Here is a 17,670-nt window from a genome sequence, read left to right as displayed (position 1 = left end):
ACACTATTTGGGGGCGCTGTCAGATTTCCTCTCCCGGAGGAGCCAGCGGCCCGCCGGGGGCCATCAGGTGACGCTCTGACAGCCACGGGTTCAATTCCAAAGCCTGCTGCAGAGCTTCCCGCGCTTCGTCCATTCGCTGAAGTCCCAGCAATGTCAGCGCACGCCCGCTGATCGCGGCAACGTGGTTCGGAGACAGCTCAATCGCTCGGTCCAGATCGGGCAATGCAGCCTGAAAATCCTGCCTCAGATAATGGGCAAAGGCGCGCTGGTTGTACCCCTCGGCATAGGATGGGCAGTATTCAATCAGCTTGTCGAAATCCTCGATCGCACCCAACAAGTCCCATGCGTTCCGACGTGTCATACCCCGGTCCAGAACGGCCTGAGCCGTTTCGTCCGGCGCATCCGTCCAGAACTCCCACAGTTGACTGGACAGCGCACGGGCGGCCTGTTCGTTTTCGGCCTGTTGTATCTGCGAGATTATTCTAATCACTCCGGCAGAATGATCCGGTGCCGTGGGGCAATCACCAGCAAAGGCAGCACCCGAGGTTACGGCAACAAAGGCAGAGGCAAGGAAAAGCTGTTTCATACAGCAATGGTGGCGCTTGCATGGCTTTCGTCAACCCAGCCTTCAGAACGCGCCCGATACGCCGGTTTCCTTCACCGCCTCCATCGCGACAAAGGTCGAAGTGCTGGCCACATGGGGCAACGAGGAAATTTTCTCGGCCAGAACAGCCCGATATTCGGACATCGAACCGGTGCGAATTTTCAGAAGGTAGTCGAAATTCGATGCAATCATATGGGCTTGCTCAATCTCGGCCACCTTACGCACGGCTGCATTGAACTCGGCCAATGCCTTTTCGCGGGTATCGGTCAGACGCACCTCGACAAAAGCCACATGGTCCAGACCAAGGCGGATCGGGTCCAGCAGGGCGCGGTATCCGGTGATGATGCCATCGGCCTCAAGTCTTTTCACACGTGCTTGAGTCGGCGATTTCGACAACCCGATGCGCCGCGCAAGGTCAGCGATGGGGATGCGCCCATCCTCTGACAGAATCGTCAGAATGGACTGATCGAACCGATCCAGACCCGGAAAGTCCTTTTGCACTGCTTTTCCCCCAAACTTCAGGTCATTCGCCTTACCAAAGCAGAAAATAAGGCAATCCTCCTGCCAAATCGACCCTATATTTATCAAAAGCCCCGGAGGATACATGTCACACAGCCTACGCGCCCATATCGACGGCCAGACCTATGCCGATCAGTCAGTCATTCTGGACCACCTGATTGCGCAGGCTGATCTCACGGAAGCTGATCGCCAGTCCATATGCGCGTCTGCCGCTCAGTTGGTGCGTGATATCCGTTCCAGCACGTCACCCGGCATGATGGAGGTGTTTCTGGCCGAATACGGCCTGTCCACCGACGAAGGCGTGGCGTTGATGTGTCTGGCCGAAGCCTTGTTGCGAGTCCCCGATGCCGACACGATCGACGCGCTGATCGAGGATAAGATCGCGCCCTCGGACTGGGGGAAACATCTGGGGCAATCCTCGTCTTCGCTGGTCAATGCCTCAACCTGGGCCTTGATGCTGACGGGCAAGGTTCTGGATGAAGGCAAAGCGTCCCCAGTCGGTGCCCTGCGCGGCGCGATCAAGCGGTTGGGAGAGCCGGTGATCCGCACCGCTGTAGGCCGCGCGATGAAAGAAATGGGCCGACAGTTCGTGCTGGGCGAAACCATCCAATCCGCAATGGATCGCGCCAAGGGGATGGAGGCCAATGGCTATACCTATTCCTACGACATGCTGGGCGAAGCCGCCCGGACCGAGGCCGACGCCGCCCGCTATCACCTGTCTTATTCCCGCGCGATTGCGGCCATTGCCGATGCCTGCACCCACGACGACATCCGTGCCAATCCCGGAATTTCAGTGAAATTATCGGCGCTGCACCCGCGTTATGAACTGGCACAGGAACAGCGCGTCATGGATGAGCTTGTGCCCCGCCTGCGCGCGCTCTGCCTGCTGGCCAAAGCCGCCGGGATGGGCCTGAACGTGGATGCCGAAGAAGCCGACCGCCTGTCCCTGTCGCTGCAAGTGATCGAAGAGGTCATGGCCGAGCCCGCCCTAACCGGATGGGACGGGTTCGGGATCGTGGTTCAGGCCTATGGCCCGCGCGCCGGGGTCGTTCTGGACACATTGTATGACATGGCCCAACGCCATGATCGCAAGTTGATGGTCCGGCTGGTCAAAGGCGCCTATTGGGATACCGAGATCAAGCGTGCTCAGGTCGAAGGCGTCGATGGTTTCCCCGTCTTCACCCGCAAGGCGGCGACCGATATTTCCTACATCGCCAACGCGCGCAAATTGCTGGGTATGACCGACCGGATTTATCCTCAATTCGCCACCCACAACGCTCACACCGTCAGCGCGATCCTGCATATGGCCAAGGATCAGCCCTACGAATTCCAACGCCTGCACGGGATGGGTGAAACGCTGCACGGGTTGGTCAAAGATCAGAACTCTACCCGCTGCCGCATCTACGCTCCGGTCGGTGCGCATCGTGACCTGTTGGCGTATCTGGTGCGGCGACTGTTAGAGAACGGCGCGAATTCATCTTTCGTGAACCAGATCGTGGATGAGACTGTGCCACCCGAAGACGTCGCTGCAGACCCGTTTAACGCGGTTCGCGAACCTGCGCGGCCCCTGCCCACCGGACTTGATCTGTTTCAACCCGAACGCCCGAACTCGCGCGGGTTTGACCTGCATCACACGCCCACACTGGATCGGATCGACGCCGCGCGCGATAGCTTTCGGGCGCACCATTGGTACGCACAGCCGCTTCTGTCCGGGGATGCAACGCCCGAGGACGATCAACCGGTCATCAACCCGGCCCAACCGCAGGACCGACCCGGCGCCGTCGCCCCCGCAAGCGCCGAGGATGTCGAACTGGCTCTGGCCTCTGCCGCACCGTGGCACTCACCAGCGACCGAACGATCCCGCATCCTAAATGCTGCGGCCGATCTGTACGAAGACCATTACGGCGAGCTTTTTGCCCTGTTGTCCCGCGAGGCTGGGAAGTCGCTTCCGGACGCTGTGGCTGAACTGCGTGAAGCTGTTGATTTCCTGCGGTATTATGCTGCGAATATTCCTGATCTTGCGCCTGCGGGAACCTTCACCTGCATCAGCCCATGGAACTTTCCGCTGGCCATTTTCACCGGCCAGATTGCTGCGGCCCTCGCGACCGGCAACGCTGTATTGGCCAAGCCTGCCCCGCAAACGCCGTTGATCGCACATCGCGCCGTTCAGTTGATGCACGAGGCAGGCGTGCCACGGGATGTTCTGCAATTGCTGCCGGGTGGCCCTTTTGTGGGCGCGGCACTGACCTCGGATGCGCGGGTATCGGGCGTGGCTTTCACCGGCTCGACCGCAACGGCCCTGAAAATCCGTGAAGCAATGGCAGAAAACTTGCGGCCCGGCACACCGCTGATTGCGGAAACCGGCGGGCTGAATGCCATGATAGTGGACAGCACCGCCCTGCCCGAACAAGCTGTGCAATCCATCATCGAAAGCGCGTTTCAATCGGCGGGTCAGCGATGCTCGGCCCTTCGGTGCCTCTATGTTCAAGATGACATTGCAGACGATCTGCTGACGATGCTGAAAGGCGCGATGGAGGTCTTGCAGGTTGGCGATCCTTGGCTGATTTCAACCGATTGCGGCCCCGTTATCGACAATGATGCACGGCAAGTCATCGTAGATCACGTCGCAACCGCCCGTCGCGAAGGGCGTATCCTGAAAGAGATGCCAACGCCGCCGGACGGTACGTTCGTCGCGCCGACGCTTATCGAAATCTCCGGCATTGCCGCACTGGAACGCGAGATTTTCGGCCCGGTTCTACATGTCGCGCGGTTCAAGGCGTCCGAGATTGATCAGGTGATCGCCGACATCAACGCCACGGGATACGGCCTGACCTTTGGTCTGCATACGCGCATCGACGACCGTGTTCAGCATATTACCGAAGCTGTTCACGCAGGGAACATCTACGTGAACCGCAATCAGATCGGTGCGATTGTCGGCTCACAACCCTTTGGCGGCGAGGGGCTTTCAGGGACTGGTCCCAAGGCCGGTGGCCCGAACTACATGACCCGTTTCTGCGCACCCGACCGCCAGAGCAGTGCAGGGACGTGGGGCACAACGATGGGCGACCTGCCTGCCCCCGACGGCGAAGCGGCATCGGTTCAAACTCGGTCCCTGCCCGGCCCGACCGGAGAATCCAACCGACTTAGCGAATTCCCCCGTCCACCTCTTTTGTGTCTGGGTCCGGGAGAGGCCGCAGTTCAGGCACAGGCGGCTGCCGTTAAGGAATTGGGCGGTTCAGCCATCCGCGCCACAGGAGCAATCGACTTGCACCGACTTGAGAATGCGACAGGTATCTCTGGCGTTTTGTGGTGGGGGGACGAGACCACAGCCCGAGAGATTGAACGGCATCTGGCCCGCCGCACCGGTCCGATCCTGCCCTTGATCCCGGGCCTGCCGGACAAGGCCCGTGTCCTGGCCGAGCGTCATGTCTGCGTCGACACAACCGCCGCAGGGGGTAACGCGGCGTTGCTGGGAGGTGCGGCTTAGACAGACCTTGACGCTGGCCCGCGGAAAGCCCAGCGTCGCTCCATGTTTCCGATCCGTGATCATAACCCCTCCGGGCGCACTCCATACGTCGTTTATCTGCTGATGGCGGCGAATATTCTGATCTTTATCAGCTATGCAGGCGCCATGGATGACGCCCGGCTGATCAACCAGATCTATTATGACTACGCCGTGATACCGGCGCGGATCACGGACGGTTTTGCGTTTGATACTTTGGTGACGTCAATGTTCCTGCATGGGGGCTGGATGCACCTGATCGGGAACATGCTGTTCCTGTGGATCTTCGGCGACAACCTCGAAGATGAGATGGGCCACCTGCCCTTTTTGCTGTTCTATCTGGCCGCCGGAATCGGAGCTGGCCTGATCCACGTCCTGACAGCCCCGGAGTCATTGGTGCCCACCATTGGCGCATCGGGTGCGATTGCTGGTGTGATGGGCGGCTATTTGCTGCTGTTCCCAAAGGCGCAGGTCGATATCCTGTTGATCCTGATCGTTTATATTCGCGTCTTCACCATTCCGGCCTTTGTCATGCTGGGCGCTTGGCTAGCCATGCAATTTCTGGGCAGCCTCGCCAGCAACCCGGACGAAGGAGGGATTGCGTATTGGGCGCACACCGGAGGGTTTGTCGTAGGATTGATCCTGTGCGCCCCTTTGTGGTTGCGGCGTGGTGGCGTCAAATACTGGAACCGGACACACGGCCATCCACCCCACCCCGAGCAGACCTACAAGTTTTCGCAATCACGCATCCCCCGCATCCCGCGCAGGTAGACGGCCTCCGCTTAGCTCGGTGATTTCCCGGGCGGCGGCCATGACCAAGCCACCCAAGTCCGGCGCACGATCCGCTTTGAACCGTACAGTCGGGCCAGATACGGAAATTCCGGCGCAAGGTTCGGCGCGGTCGTTGAATATCGCTGCGCCAATGCAAGACATGCCCTCATAGCGCTCTTCCCGGTCATGCGACCAGCCCCGCTTTCGGGTCTGCGCCAAATCCGACTGCAACTTGGGCCCGGGCAGCAAAGTATTCTCGGTAAAGGCAACCGGATCGCCCAAACCCAACGCTTTGGTCAACCCGACTTCCCCCAGCTCGGCCAGGATCGCCTTGCCGGTTCCTGACGCATACATCGGCGTCCTGGCCCCCGGTGGAAAAAACGCCCGGATGGGGTTGCCGGTTTCGACCTGTCCGACAAAAACAACCTCGAACCCGTCCGGAACCGCGAGATTGGCCGTCTCGCCGCTGTCCTGCATCAAGCGTCGCAGGATTGGCCGACCGATCTCAATCACGCTGTTCCGACGCAGGAAAGACGCACCGGTTCTGTAAGCCTCGATCCCAATCATCCACTCCTGACGCTCATCGTCGAAACTGACAAAGCCGTGTTTCTGCAACGTGACCAGAATGCGATGCGTTGTGGCTGTGGGAACCCCGATCTCTCTGGCCAGATCGCTCAGCGCGGCGCGTTCCATGCGCGCAACCGTGGTCATAACGCCCAGCGCCCGGTCCAAAGATTGCATGGTACCGGCCGAACTTTCCTTGAACATGGATTTCGGCCGACCCCGTGGTCTTTTTTGCGGTTCTTGTCCCAATTTCAATCCTCCTGTGCCGAAAGTTTTTTTCGCGAGGTGGTTTCGCTCCGTCAAAATGAAAAACGGAAATTCCCGCGAATTTCGCCAGTTATGGATTTTTTGGCGAAAATGAAAATATTTTTCAAGAAAATTGCATGACGCCACGTTATCTCGGAAAATGACCTCCAAAGCGGAGGAATAAGAGATGTCCAACCAAAACCCGGTTTTCATACCAGGCCCGACAAATATCCCGGACCGGCTGCGGCTGGCCATGCAGGTTCAAACGCAAGACCATCGCGCCCCGGACTTTGTCGATACGTTCGCCCCGGTTCTGGAAGATACAATGCGGGTCTTTGGCACCCAGACCGGCCAGATCGTAACATTCCCTGCCTCGGGCACCGGCGGGTGGGAAGCGGCGATCACCAACACCCTAAGCCCCGGAGACAAGGTTCTGGTGGCCCGCTATGGCGTTTTCAGCCATCGCTGGATCGACCTGTGTCAGCGGCACGGGCTAGACGTGCAAGTCATTGACTGCCCTTGGGGAACGGGCGCACCTGCCGACCTGTTTCAGGCAGCCCTTGCCAAAGACACGTCACACGACATCCGCGCCGTGCTGGTGACTCATAACGAAACTGCAACCGGAGTGCTTTCGGATATCGGCGCAGTGCGTCACGCCATGGACGCCGCAAACCATCCCGCGATGCTGTTCGTGGATTGCGTAAGCTCGCTGGCCTCTGTGCCGTTTCAGTTTGACACATGGGGCGTCGACATCGCCGTGTCCGGGTCGCAAAAAGGGTTCATGCTGGCGACCGGGATGGCGATCTTGTGTGTCAGTGACAAAGCGCAAGAGGCGATGGCGTCCGCCAAGCTGCACCGCACTTTCTTTGATTTCCGCGACATGATGGCGGCGAATGCGTCGGGCGGGTTCCCCTACACGCCGCCGCTGCAACTGATCTATGGAATGCGCGAAAGCCTCAAGATGCTGTTCGAGGAAGGCTTGGACAACGTCTATGCGCGCCACCACCGACTGGCCGAAGGTGTTCGCCGCGCCACTGACGCCTGGGGCTTGAAGTTGGTTGCGCAGTCGCCCGACCTCTATTCCGACACGGTCAGCGCAATCTACGTGCCCGATGGTTTCGACAGCAACGCCCTGACGGACCATGCGTTCAACGCATATGGCGTGTCCTTCGGGATCGGCCTTGGGCAACTGAACGGAAAGGCGTTTCGCATTGGTCATCTGGGCAGCCTGACGGATGTGATGGTTCTGTCTGGCCTCAGCGCGATCGAGATGGCGATGGCGGACCTGAATTACCCGGTCTCACTGGGCAGCGGGGTCGCGGCCGCGCAGGAATTCTATCGCTCCGGCTCGTCCGACAACGCAAAGGCGGCAGCCTGAGGAGAATGACCATGCTGGATCAAATCCCCGCCGCAGAGCTCACGATCAACGACATGCGAGCGGCGCATGAACGGATCAAACCATATATCCGTCGAACCCCGGTCATGGTGTCCGACTACCTGAATGACCTGACCGGCGCAGACCTGTTCTTCAAGTGCGAGAACTTTCAGGAGGCCGGCGCCTTCAAGGTTCGCGGCGCAAGCAACGCCGTGTTTGGCCTAAGCGATGAGATGGCGGCAAAGGGTGTCTGCACCCATTCCAGCGGCAACCACGCGCTTTCGCTGTCCTATGCGGCCGGACGGAGGGGCATCCCCTGCCATGTGGTCATGCCGCGCACAGCACCGCAGGCCAAGAAGGATGCGGTCCGGCGCTTTGGCGGAACGATCACCGAGTGCGAGCCGTCAACCACCTCGCGCGAGGCGACCTTTGCCGACGTACAGGCCCGAACGGATGGCGAATTCGTCCACCCCTATAACGACCCGCGCGTGATCGCTGGGCAGGCGACATGTTCGGCAGAACTGCTCGAACAAACTGGCGGGGTGGACGCAGTCATCGCACCGATTGGCGGCGGGGGCATGGTGTCGGGAACCTGCCTGACGGTGTCAAACCTAGCACCTAGCACCGCGATCTATGGTGCGGAACCGGAACAGGCGGACGACGCTTATCGTTCGTTCAAGGCGGGCCATATTATCGCGGATGACGCCCCAAAAACGGTTGCCGATGGCCTGTTGGTGCCGCTCAAGGAAAACACGTGGCACTTCGTGTCCAACCACGTGACCGACATCTTCACCGCCTCAGAAGATGAGATCGTCGAGGCGATGAAACTGACGTGGAAATACCTGCGCGTGGTGATGGAGCCGTCCTCGGCAGTGCCACTGGCGACCATTCTCAAAAATCCGGACGTGTTTCGAGGAAAATGCATCGGCGTGATCATCACCGGCGGCAACGTGGATTTGGACAAGCTGCCCTGGCTGAAAGGGTAAGGAGGAACAACATGAACAAACCTGTGAAATTTGACGATCTCGAAGTCGGCTTCGACATCCCTGCCGCGATCGGTATGGACGAAAGCGACATTCAGACGCCGTGCCTGATACTCGATCTGGACGCGCTGGAGCGGAACATCAGGAAGATGGGCGACTATGCCAAGGCACATGGCATGCGCCATCGCGTGCACGGCAAGATGCACAAGTCCGTTGATGTCGCCAAACTTCAGGAAAAGCTGGGCGGCGCGGTGGGCGTCTGCTGTCAGAAAGTCTCGGAAGCCGAAGTTTTCGCACGCGGCGGCATCAAGGATATCCTCGTGTCAAACCAGGTACGTGACCCGGCCAAAATCCAACGGCTGGCGCGGCTGCCCAAGACCGGAGCCCGCACCATCGTCTGTGTGGACGACGTCAACAACGTCGCGGACCTTTCTGCCGCTGCGGTCAGCGCTGGCACCGAGTTGGAGGTTCTGGTCGAAATCGACTGCGGCGCGGGGCGGTGCGGCGTGACCACAACTCCGGCAGTGGTCGAGATCGCCGAGGCGGTCGTGGCAGCCCCGAACCTGAAATTCACAGGCATTCAGGCGTATCAGGGCGCGATGCAGCATCTCGACACGTATGAGGCCCGAAAAGAGAAACTGGATGCCGCAATCGCGATGGTCGAAGGTGCAGTCGACGGTTTGAAAGCCGCAGGCATCGACTGCGAGCTGGTCTCGGGCGGCGGCACCGGATCGTATTATTTTGAAAGCAATTCAGGCGTTTACAACGAGCTACAATGCGGGTCCTACGCCTTCATGGACGCCGACTATGGCCGTATCTTGGACAAGGACGGCAAGCGGATCGACCAGGGTGAGTGGGAAAACGCGCTGTTCATCCTGACCAGCGTCATGAGTCACGCCAAAGCGGACAAGGCGATCTGTGATGCGGGTCTAAAGGCGCAGTCCGTCGATAGCGGCTTGCCGTTCATCTTTGGGCGCGACGATGTCGAATACCTCAAATGTTCGGACGAACACGGCGTGATCGGTGATCCGGGTAATGTCCTGAAGGTCAACGACAAGCTGCGTCTGGTGCCCGGTCACTGTGACCCAACCTGCAACGTCCATGATTGGTATGTAGGTGTCCGGGACGGCAAGGTTGAAACGCTCTGGCCTGTTTCGGCCCGTGGAAAGGCGTTCTGAGCAATGAGGGATATCATGACTTCACAAGACGGCCTGCTGATCGTGGGCGAAGATCTTTGCAAGCAACTGGTCGGTCGCCAGCAAGCCTTTGACGCGGTTCAATCGGTCTTTGGCGCAATGGCCAGCGGCGGGGCGTGGAACTTTCCTGTTGTGCGCGAGGCGCTGGGTTACGCAGACGCTTTGTATGGCTTCAAGTCAGGGTTCGACAGGGATGGTCAGGTGCTGGGCGTAAAATCGGGCGGATATTGGCCCGGCAATGCTGAAAAAAACCTGACAAACCACCAATCTACGGTGTTTCTGTTCGATCCTGATACCGGGCAACTCTCTGCGCTCGTCGGGGGCAATTACCTGACGGCGGTGCGCACGGCGGCCTCGTCAGCGGTTTCGATTGCGCATCTGGCCCGGAAAGACTCGAAGGTTCTGGGGATGGTTGGCGCAGGTCATCAATCCGCCTTCCAACTGCGCGCGGCGGTCGAACAGCGCGCGTTTGAGAAGGTAGTCGCCTGGAACCCCCACCCGGACATGCTGCCGCGCCTAGCTGCCGTGGCAGAGGAAATCGGGCTGGAGTTTGAAGCGGTCAGCCAACAGGAACTGGGTGCGCAGGCGGATGTGATCATCACAATCACTTCGGCGTTCGAGCCGCTGTTGATGAAGGACTGGATCAAACCCGGCACGCACCTGGCCTGCATGGGCACCGACACGAAAGGCAAGCAAGAGGTCGCCGCCGCGCTTGTGGCCGCAGCAACCGTCTTCACGGACGAGGTTGCCCAATCTGTCACCATCGGCGAAGGCCAGCACGCCATAAACTCGGGCGCACTGACGCAGGATCAGATCACCCCGATTGGTGCCGTGATCAATGGGGATCACCCCGGTCGGACCAGCGAAGACGAAATCACCCTGTTCGACGGAACCGGGGTTGGCTTGCAGGACTTGGCCGTTGCGTCGGTCGCCGCGCGATTGGCGGATGAGGCAGGCTTGGCACAACGCGCAGCCCTTTGAAACGAAAAAGCGCGCCTCGTTCGGGGCGCGCAACTTCGATTGTTTCGATCAGGTCTTAGCCCCGGATCACCTTTGCGAACTGGTCGAAGATCGGTTCGTTTGAACAAATTACTTCGCCATCTTCCAGTACGCTGCCTTCGGGGTTCAAAGCCTGCACAAACCCACCGGCTTCTTTGACGATGATGATCCCGGCAGCCAGGTCCCACGCATTCAGGCGGCGTTCCCAGAACCCTTCGTAGCGACCAGCGGCCACGTAAGCCATGTCCAGCGCGGCGGCACCCCAACGGCGCACGCCTGCGCATACCGGCATCAACCGGGCCAGATCCTGCAGCGTCGCTGGCAAGTCCGATCGGCCGCCGAAAGGCAAGCCCGTCGAAAAGATCGACTCGATCATGCGATGACGGCCCGAGACGCGAATACGAGTGTCATTCATCCACGCGCCCTCGCCTTTTTCGGCAAAGAACATCTCGTCCTTGGCGGGGTCATAGATCACACCGGCGACGATCTTGCCCTTGTGTTCCAATGCGATCGAAATCGCCCAGTGCGGCAGGCCGTGCAGGAAATTCGTAGTCCCGTCCAGCGGGTCCACGATCCAGCGGCGGGTCGGGTCTTCGCCCGCGATTTCACCGCCCTCTTCGGCCAGCCAGCCATAGGTTGGGCGCGCGCCCAGCAGTTCCTCTTTCAGGATCGCTTCGGCGGCGATATCTGCCTTGGACACAAAATCGCCCGCGCCTTTCATCGACACCTGCAGGTTCTCGACTTCACGAAAATCCTTGACCAAAGACCGCCCCGCCTTGCGCGCGGCTTTAATCATGATGTTGAGGTTTGCACTGCCAACCATTGTCCAAAGGCTCCTGTCCGGTCAAACCGCGCGTATACTGATGCAAAGCGCCCTTGCCAAGGGGAATGATACGCATAGCAGACCCGCGTTTTGCGCCTATTGCAGTTGCAGCTTGCGCGCCTCGGTTCCGGCCAGTTGAATCAACTCCTGCACATAAGGCTTTTCAAGGTCTTCTGAGCGAACCGCCGCGTACAGCCTGCGGGTAATCCCATCCTTGGTCAGTGGGCGCGTCACATAGTCCGAATTGTACTTTACCTCGCGCACGACCCAGTCCGGCAGCACCGCAACCCCTCGGTTCGAGGCGACCAGCAGCAAGATCACCGCGGTCAGTTCGACCTGCCGGATCGCGGCAGGTTCCACCCGCGCAGGGATCAACAACTGGCTGAACACGTCCAGGCGAGTGCGCTCGACCGGATAAGTTATCAGGGTCTGCCCCCGGAAATCCTCGGCCTCGACAAAGTCCTTTTGCGCCAGAGGGTGAACAGAAGCGGCGACAAACACGGCGTCATAGTCGAAAAGCTCGATGAACTCGACGCCCGGCAGGTCTTCGGGGTCGGACGAAACAACAAGATCGACCTCCTCTTTTTGCAAGGCAGGCAAAGCGTCGAACGCAAGGCCCGGCCTTATATCGACATCCACATCACCCCAGGACTTGCGGAAGGTCTCCAGCACCGGGAACAACCACTCGAAACAGGCATGGCACTCGATAGCGATGTGCATCCGACCGGTACGACCGTCACGCAAGGACGAGAACTCCTGCTGGGTCGCCTCGACCTGCGGCAGGATTTGTTCGGCCAAACGCAACAGGCGCAGACCGGCGGCCGATAATTTCATCGGTTTGGACCTGCGCAGGAACAGCTCAACACCCGCCTGATCTTCCAGCCCCTTGATCTGATGACTCAGCGCCGATTGCGTGATGTTCAACTGGTCGGCAGCGCGGGCAAGCCCACCACATTCGTGGATCGCCTTGATCGTGCGCAGGTGCCGGAATTCGATGTGCATTTCAGGATGGCTCATGTTGTTCTTGAAGAATATGAGTTTGTCTCACATTGCGGAAACTGGCACAAGGGCCGGGAACGGAACAAATGAGGCCAAGATGAGCAATCCAGAAATTTCATTCGAGTTCTTCCCGCCGCAATCGCTGGAAGCCTCATTCCGTTTGTGGGACACAGTCCAAACTTTGGCCCCGCTTGACCCTCGGTTCGTGTCCGTCACCTACGGTGCGGGCGGAACCACGCGAGAGCTGACCCGCGATGCGGTGGCAACACTGCACAAGTCTTCCGGGCTGCCTGTGGCTGCGCATCTGACCTGCGTTGACGCCACTCGTGAGGAAACGCTCGCAATCGCGGACAGTTTTGCCAAATCGGGCGTGAGTGACATTGTTGCCCTGCGCGGTGACCCGCCCAAAGGTCAGGACAAGTTCGTTCCATATCCTGATGGCTTTGAAAACTCTGTCGAACTGATTGCGGCGCTGGCGGATACTGGAAAGTTCAATATTCGCGTGGGTGCCTATCCCGACATCCACCCCGAGGCGCAAAACGCGCGTACCGACGTGGACTGGCTCAAGGCCAAGCTGGACGCAGGCGCGGACGAAGCCTTGACGCAGTTCTTCTTTGAGGCCGAGACATTCTTTCGCTTTCGCGACGCCTGCGCCAAGGCGGGAATCGACAAGCCAATCGTTCCGGGCATCCTGCCGATCGAGAATTGGAAGGGCGCGCGTAACTTCGCCCGTCGCTGCGGCACTCGAATTCCAACATGGGTCGAACAGGCGTTTGAAAAAGCTGTACGCGATGACCGAGAGGACCTGCTGGCTACGGCACTATGCACTGAGCTGTGCTCGGATCTGATTGAGGGCGGTGTAGACAAACTGCATTTCTACACCCTGAACCGCCCCGAACTGACACGGGATGTCTGTTTTGCCCTGGGCATTACACCCAAGACCGACCTGCAAAACGTCGCCTGATCCAAAGCGTTCAGATTACTGGAAATTACGCCGCAATCGCTGGACAAGCAGGGAACAATCACACGGGCATCGCCCTGATTGTTCCCCTGAGATCACAAATTTTTTGCCTTATTTGACAAAAACCCACTCGTCCTGACACTGGATCGCATAGTTGTTTAACGAGTGTTTTTGGTATGGAACCTGTTGATAAAATCAGGGCGCGCGCAGAGGCGTTTCACGTTCTTGGACTGGATCAAAATGCCGGGTCTGAAGACATCAGAAAAGCGTGGCGCAGCATTGCATTTCATGCCCATCCCGATTGTTCTGACGCGGATTCCTCGAACTTTGCACGTGCGAAAGACGCGTATGACCTGCTGCGCAAAGAAGGGCTGGCTGGCAAAAGCGCCTGCGCCGGGAAACCCAAACGGCCCAAACTGCGCAAGCGCGTGATTACCCTGAAAGACGCCGATATCGACGCTTGCCGCGCGCTGCTGAACAAGGTGCTGGAATGCGTTTCCGACGCGTCGGACGAAGGTCAGCCGACACCAGCAAACGAACACATGGCAGCTTCTGATCACGTTCCCGAAGCGATAGGATGCTTTGGCCGCAATCTGACATATTTTGTGTCGTCACCGGTTTGCCAGGGCGCGAACCGGGTCGCTCTGCCCACATCGGTACTGGCCGGATCGCGCCGCACGGAAACAGAGCTGCTGAGCTTCCAGTCCAAGGACGCCGGAGCAGGCGAGGTCATCGTCCCCGAGGCGATCATGAACCGCAAGTTTCCGGGCGCAAAAAGTGTTCGCATCCGTTTTGAGGCGGATCAATCGGCGCAGGATGAATTCTGGCTGGCGAGTTGACGCAAAAAACCCGGCCAATCCCAGCCGGGTTTCCATTTCCCAATACAGGCTTAATTTGCCACCGGGCCTTCTGAAGTGAACTTTGGAATGACGCTGGTGGATGCGGCATCTGCCTCGATTCCCGGCCAGTTGCCTTCGGCGAGATTGATGTTTCCGGGAATATCTTCCTCAAAAAAGCCTACGACGACATCCGTGATGTTAAGATAGAGCTTGTCGTCAACGATCCGCCACAAGTTCGGATTTGCCGGAACCTTTCCACCCCGCGAAACACCATACGCGCAATGCCCGTCATACTGTGGCGCGTAGAAAGCCGGGTTCTCAAGGAACTTGTCCCGGTTCTCCTCAGTTGAGAACGCCCAGGTCGCGCCGTTGTAATCCGCGGTGATGTCGGCGCTGCCGCGCACGCCTTCGGGCTGTGCCTGACCGACCGGAGCCTGATCCAGACCGCGATAGGCCACAACGTCATAACCTGAAACCGCGTAACCAGTGCCGTCCACATACTGATCTCCGGCAAATGCGGGTAACGTCATCGCCAGAGTGGCGGCTACGGTTAAGGCAAAGCGTTTCATGTAATTGGTCCTTTTGTCCGAGGAGCGGTTCATCGCTCCGGTTTCCGGGTTCGGTCAGAGAATAGGTGATTTGAGTGCTCTGCGCAGTCTCGCTCGCGCTGCTGTGACGTAGCACGAAAAAACGTGAAGGTTTCGCGCCCTTTGTTACAAAAACGACCCAACTTCCGGGGTTGGACTCTGTTGTCTGCAATATTAGCTGTTGTGACGGACGGACAATTCACCTGAACTTTTCTGAGAAAGACGGACAATGAGCGAGCAATTGACCTATACACCCCCAAAGGTCTGGACATGGGACAGTAAGAACGGCGGCCAGTTCGCCAATATCAACCGACCCATTGCCGGGGCCACGCACGACAAAGACTTGCCGGTCGGACGCCACCCGCTGCAGTTGTACTCGCTGGCGACCCCGAACGGTGTAAAAGTAACCGTCATGCTGGAAGAACTGTTGGCGCTGGGGCATGAAGGCGCCGAGTATAACGCATGGCTTGTCAATATTGGTGACGGCGACCAGTTCGGATCCGGCTTTATCGAGGCCAACCCGAACTCGAAGATCCCTGCCCTTTGGGACCGTTCTGGCGAAAAACCCGTGCGTGTTTTTGAAAGCGCTTCGATCCTGTTTCACCTGGCGGAAAAGTTTGATGCCTTCCTGCCCAAGTCCGGCCCGGAACGCGCAGAGGTCATGAACTGGGTATTCTGGCAAATGGGCAGCGCCCCCTATCTTGGCGGCGGGTTCGGACATTTCTACGCCTACGCGCCCGAAAAGTTCGAGTACCCGATCAACCGTTTCGCTATGGAGACCAAGCGTCAACTCGACGTGCTGGATCGTGAGCTGGCTGACAAGGCCTATATCGCGGGCGACGACTATACGATCGCGGATATTGCGATCTGGCCATGGTACGGCCAGTTGGTTCTAGGGCGTCTTTACAGCGCGGCCGAATTCCTGGACGTCGAATCCTACAAGAACGTCATGCGTTGGGCCAAGGCGATTGACGCGCGCCCAGCCGTCAAACGCGGCCGGATGGTGAACCGCCCCTTCGGAGAGAAACACACGCAGCTTCACGAACGTCACGAGGCCAGCGATTTTGAAACCCGCACGCAGGATAAGCTTGAGGCCGCGGCGGAATAATGCGCTTGGACCTCGCGGGGGTGCGCTCCGCGAGGTTTTTCTATTTCAGAATAGGCGGTTTTTCCGGATCGCTGCCCGGAACAACCTGGGTTGTAACGCGCGCTTCGGGCTGCGGCAGGTCAAAACGCAATCCGACACGGGCCAGCGCTGCCGCCGTCGCATCATGTGCGCTAAAGAACCCGACATCCATCGCCCCGGCCTCAATCCCCGAAAACGTCAGCGCCTCGGACGCGGCTTTGGCCAATGCTGGCTCGGCACCATCCACCGCGCCGACAAAGCCCAGCATGTGCCCTGCCCCACCTTCTTTCGATCGGGTGCCCACGAGATAGGCAGCCTGAGCCAGCCCAACCGCTGTGGCCAGCTTGGTGTCCAGTGCAGTCAGCAGATCATCCGGCAATCCCGCAGGTGGCACAAACTCTGAAAAGTGCTGCTGAACTTCTTCGGGTCCATGTTGTAGAGTTGTCGCCAGCCAACCCAGCGCCTCGGACGGGATCAGCATCGAAGACGGAGCCGTTTCCAGATTCAGGCCCAGCCCGATACCCTGCCCCGCCAACATCGACGACAGGACGCGCCCCGATACAGCGACGTAGGGAACCGGGCGACCGGCGAACTGCGCCAGCCGATCCTCGCGATCAAAGGCCAGCACGAAACGTCCATCCGCAACGTCAAAGAGTTCGGGCGAGATGTTTTCGTCCCGCGCTTCTTCGGTCAGCATCAGGAACAGTTCACTGTCCGCCAGCCGTTCAAAGAACCTCAGGCGCGCAGAGTCGTTTTCCGGGTCAGCCTGCATCGCGGCGTGTGCGGTATCCAGAGCAGTTGTTTCAGTCATTCAGAACCTCTTGCACCCGCGCCTGCAAAACCGGCAACAGATCAGTCACGAACCACGGGTTTTTCTTGATCCATGCCGTATTGCGCCAGGACGGATGAGGCAAGACAAAGACCCGCGGCGCATAGTCTCGCCAGTTGCGCACCGTATCCGTAACCGAACCGCGCGCTTTGAGATGGTACTTGAAGGCGTGGCCACCAACGAGAATTGTCAAGGGAACCTCACCCAGCGCCTGCATCACCTTGTCATGCCAGGTTTGGCCGCAAACAGGTGGAGGCGGCAAATCGGCCTTGCGTGCATCATATCCGGGAAAGCAAAACGCCATCGGAACAATCGACACGCGGGAGCGGTCATAGAAAGTGGCTTCATCCACGCCCAGCCATTCGCGCAGACGGTCACCTGAGGGATCGGTAAAAGGCCGCCCCGACGCATGTACCCGCGCACCAGGAGCCTGCCCAGCAATAAGAATAGATGTACCTTGGCGAAACCAGACCACCGGTCTTGGTCTGTGGGCTGTCTCGGTCGCGGCGAACCTATCCGCGCAAATCCGACAGGCTGCGATTTCTTCTTCAAGTGAGTTCATAAGATCGCAAGGTTTCCTGAAACAAACTAGTTGAGAGTCGGACTTCAAGATAGTCGCCGCGATGCTCAGAACAAACAGGTGGAAAAGTCACAAAACCAACAGTCTGAACCGGAACGCATTGATCATTTGTTTCATAGTTCGACATAATGTAGCCAACATGAAACGAGAAAAACCGGCCCTTTCTG

The 17,670-nt window shown here is 58.9% G+C and carries 17 protein-coding genes; 9 read left to right on the top strand and 8 right to left on the bottom strand.

Annotated elements, in window-relative coordinates; all coding sequences use genetic code 11:
* Window positions 1–19: 19 nt before the first annotated feature.
* Window positions 20–586 carry a tetratricopeptide repeat protein gene (locus ACR0KS_RS01685; protein WP_170561991.1) on the bottom strand — a complete coding sequence of 189 codons (567 nt, stop codon included), beginning with the start codon at window positions 584–586 and terminating at the stop codon, window positions 20–22.
* Window positions 587–628: 42 nt separating this feature from the next.
* Window positions 629–1,105, bottom strand: a complete 477-nt coding sequence (locus ACR0KS_RS01680) for an Lrp/AsnC family transcriptional regulator (protein WP_170411303.1) — start codon at window positions 1,103–1,105, stop codon at window positions 629–631.
* 103 nt (window positions 1,106–1,208) lie between these two features.
* Here ACR0KS_RS01680 and putA point away from each other — a divergent pair, with 103 nt between their 5' ends.
* Complete coding sequence (gene putA / locus ACR0KS_RS01675) at window positions 1,209–4,610, top strand: bifunctional proline dehydrogenase/L-glutamate gamma-semialdehyde dehydrogenase PutA (RefSeq protein ID WP_170561989.1); 3,402 nt, start codon at window positions 1,209–1,211, stop codon at window positions 4,608–4,610.
* 42 nt (window positions 4,611–4,652) lie between these two features.
* Window positions 4,653–5,396 (top strand): rhomboid family intramembrane serine protease, encoded by a 744-nt coding sequence (locus tag ACR0KS_RS01670; RefSeq protein ID WP_170561986.1) that lies wholly within the window; start codon window positions 4,653–4,655, stop codon window positions 5,394–5,396.
* Here ACR0KS_RS01670 and ACR0KS_RS01665 read toward each other — a convergent pair.
* Entirely contained in the window at window positions 5,367–6,164 is a 798-nt protein-coding gene (locus ACR0KS_RS01665) for an IclR family transcriptional regulator (RefSeq protein ID WP_170561983.1), read from the bottom strand. The genes ACR0KS_RS01670 and ACR0KS_RS01665 overlap by 30 nt on opposite strands.
* 229 nt (window positions 6,165–6,393) lie before the next feature.
* Between ACR0KS_RS01665 and bhcA the strand changes: the two genes are divergently transcribed.
* Genes bhcA through bhcD form a run of 4 tightly spaced genes read left to right on the top strand, consistent with a single transcriptional unit; the run spans window position 6,394 to window position 10,741 of the window.
* Complete coding sequence (gene bhcA, locus ACR0KS_RS01660; protein WP_170561980.1) at window positions 6,394–7,584, top strand: L-aspartate--glyoxylate aminotransferase BhcA; 1,191 nt, start codon at window positions 6,394–6,396, stop codon at window positions 7,582–7,584.
* An 11-nt stretch (window positions 7,585–7,595) separates the two neighbouring features.
* The gene (gene bhcB, locus ACR0KS_RS01655; protein ID WP_170561977.1) at window positions 7,596–8,567 is read left to right on the top strand and encodes a beta-hydroxyaspartate dehydratase BhcB; all 972 of its coding nucleotides are present in this window, start codon (window positions 7,596–7,598) and stop codon (window positions 8,565–8,567) included.
* Between the two features lie 11 nt (window positions 8,568–8,578).
* Window positions 8,579–9,742: a 3-hydroxy-D-aspartate aldolase BhcC gene (gene bhcC, locus ACR0KS_RS01650; protein WP_170561973.1), complete on the top strand. Its 1,164-nt coding sequence runs from the start codon at window positions 8,579–8,581 to the stop codon at window positions 9,740–9,742.
* A 15-nt stretch (window positions 9,743–9,757) separates the two neighbouring features.
* Complete coding sequence (gene bhcD / locus ACR0KS_RS01645) at window positions 9,758–10,741, top strand: iminosuccinate reductase BhcD (RefSeq protein WP_480693091.1); 984 nt, start codon at window positions 9,758–9,760, stop codon at window positions 10,739–10,741.
* A gap of 55 nt (window positions 10,742–10,796) precedes the next feature.
* Here bhcD and ACR0KS_RS01640 read toward each other — a convergent pair whose 3' ends face one another.
* Window positions 10,797–11,582, bottom strand: a complete 786-nt coding sequence (locus tag ACR0KS_RS01640; protein ID WP_170484103.1) for an inositol monophosphatase family protein — start codon at window positions 11,580–11,582, stop codon at window positions 10,797–10,799.
* Between the two features lie 96 nt (window positions 11,583–11,678).
* The gene (locus tag ACR0KS_RS01635) at window positions 11,679–12,584 is read right to left on the bottom strand and encodes a LysR family transcriptional regulator (protein WP_170484309.1); all 906 of its coding nucleotides are present in this window, start codon (window positions 12,582–12,584) and stop codon (window positions 11,679–11,681) included.
* A 94-nt stretch (window positions 12,585–12,678) separates the two neighbouring features.
* Between ACR0KS_RS01635 and metF the strand changes: the two genes are divergently transcribed.
* Together metF and ACR0KS_RS01625 are read left to right on the top strand one after the other, a co-directional pair.
* Entirely contained in the window at window positions 12,679–13,545 is an 867-nt protein-coding gene (gene metF, locus ACR0KS_RS01630) for a methylenetetrahydrofolate reductase [NAD(P)H] (RefSeq protein WP_170561966.1), read from the top strand.
* 173 nt (window positions 13,546–13,718) lie between these two features.
* A complete protein-coding gene (locus tag ACR0KS_RS01625; protein WP_170561963.1) occupies window positions 13,719–14,381 on the top strand; it encodes a J domain-containing protein in 663 nt (220 codons plus the stop codon).
* A gap of 50 nt (window positions 14,382–14,431) precedes the next feature.
* Here the strand turns inward: ACR0KS_RS01625 and ACR0KS_RS01620 are convergent, their stop codons facing one another.
* Window positions 14,432–14,950, bottom strand: coding sequence for a YHS domain-containing (seleno)protein (locus tag ACR0KS_RS01620; RefSeq protein ID WP_170384674.1), 519 nt, complete (start codon window positions 14,948–14,950; stop codon window positions 14,432–14,434).
* A gap of 247 nt (window positions 14,951–15,197) precedes the next feature.
* Between ACR0KS_RS01620 and yghU the strand changes: the two genes are divergently transcribed.
* Window positions 15,198–16,076 carry a glutathione-dependent disulfide-bond oxidoreductase gene (gene yghU / locus ACR0KS_RS01615; RefSeq protein ID WP_170561961.1) on the top strand — a complete coding sequence of 293 codons (879 nt, stop codon included), beginning with the start codon at window positions 15,198–15,200 and terminating at the stop codon, window positions 16,074–16,076.
* A 40-nt stretch (window positions 16,077–16,116) separates the two neighbouring features.
* Here yghU and ACR0KS_RS01610 read toward each other — a convergent pair whose 3' ends face one another.
* The gene (locus ACR0KS_RS01610) at window positions 16,117–16,905 is read right to left on the bottom strand and encodes an SseB family protein (RefSeq protein WP_170561958.1); all 789 of its coding nucleotides are present in this window, start codon (window positions 16,903–16,905) and stop codon (window positions 16,117–16,119) included.
* Entirely contained in the window at window positions 16,898–17,485 is a 588-nt protein-coding gene (locus ACR0KS_RS01605; RefSeq protein WP_170561956.1) for a uracil-DNA glycosylase family protein, read from the bottom strand. The genes ACR0KS_RS01610 and ACR0KS_RS01605 overlap by 8 nt, the downstream gene beginning before the upstream one ends.
* Window positions 17,486–17,670: the final 185 nt, after the last annotated feature.

Source organism: Ruegeria sp. BC7, from assembly GCF_056539165.1.
This window is presented reverse-complemented; position numbering and strand designations above follow the sequence as displayed.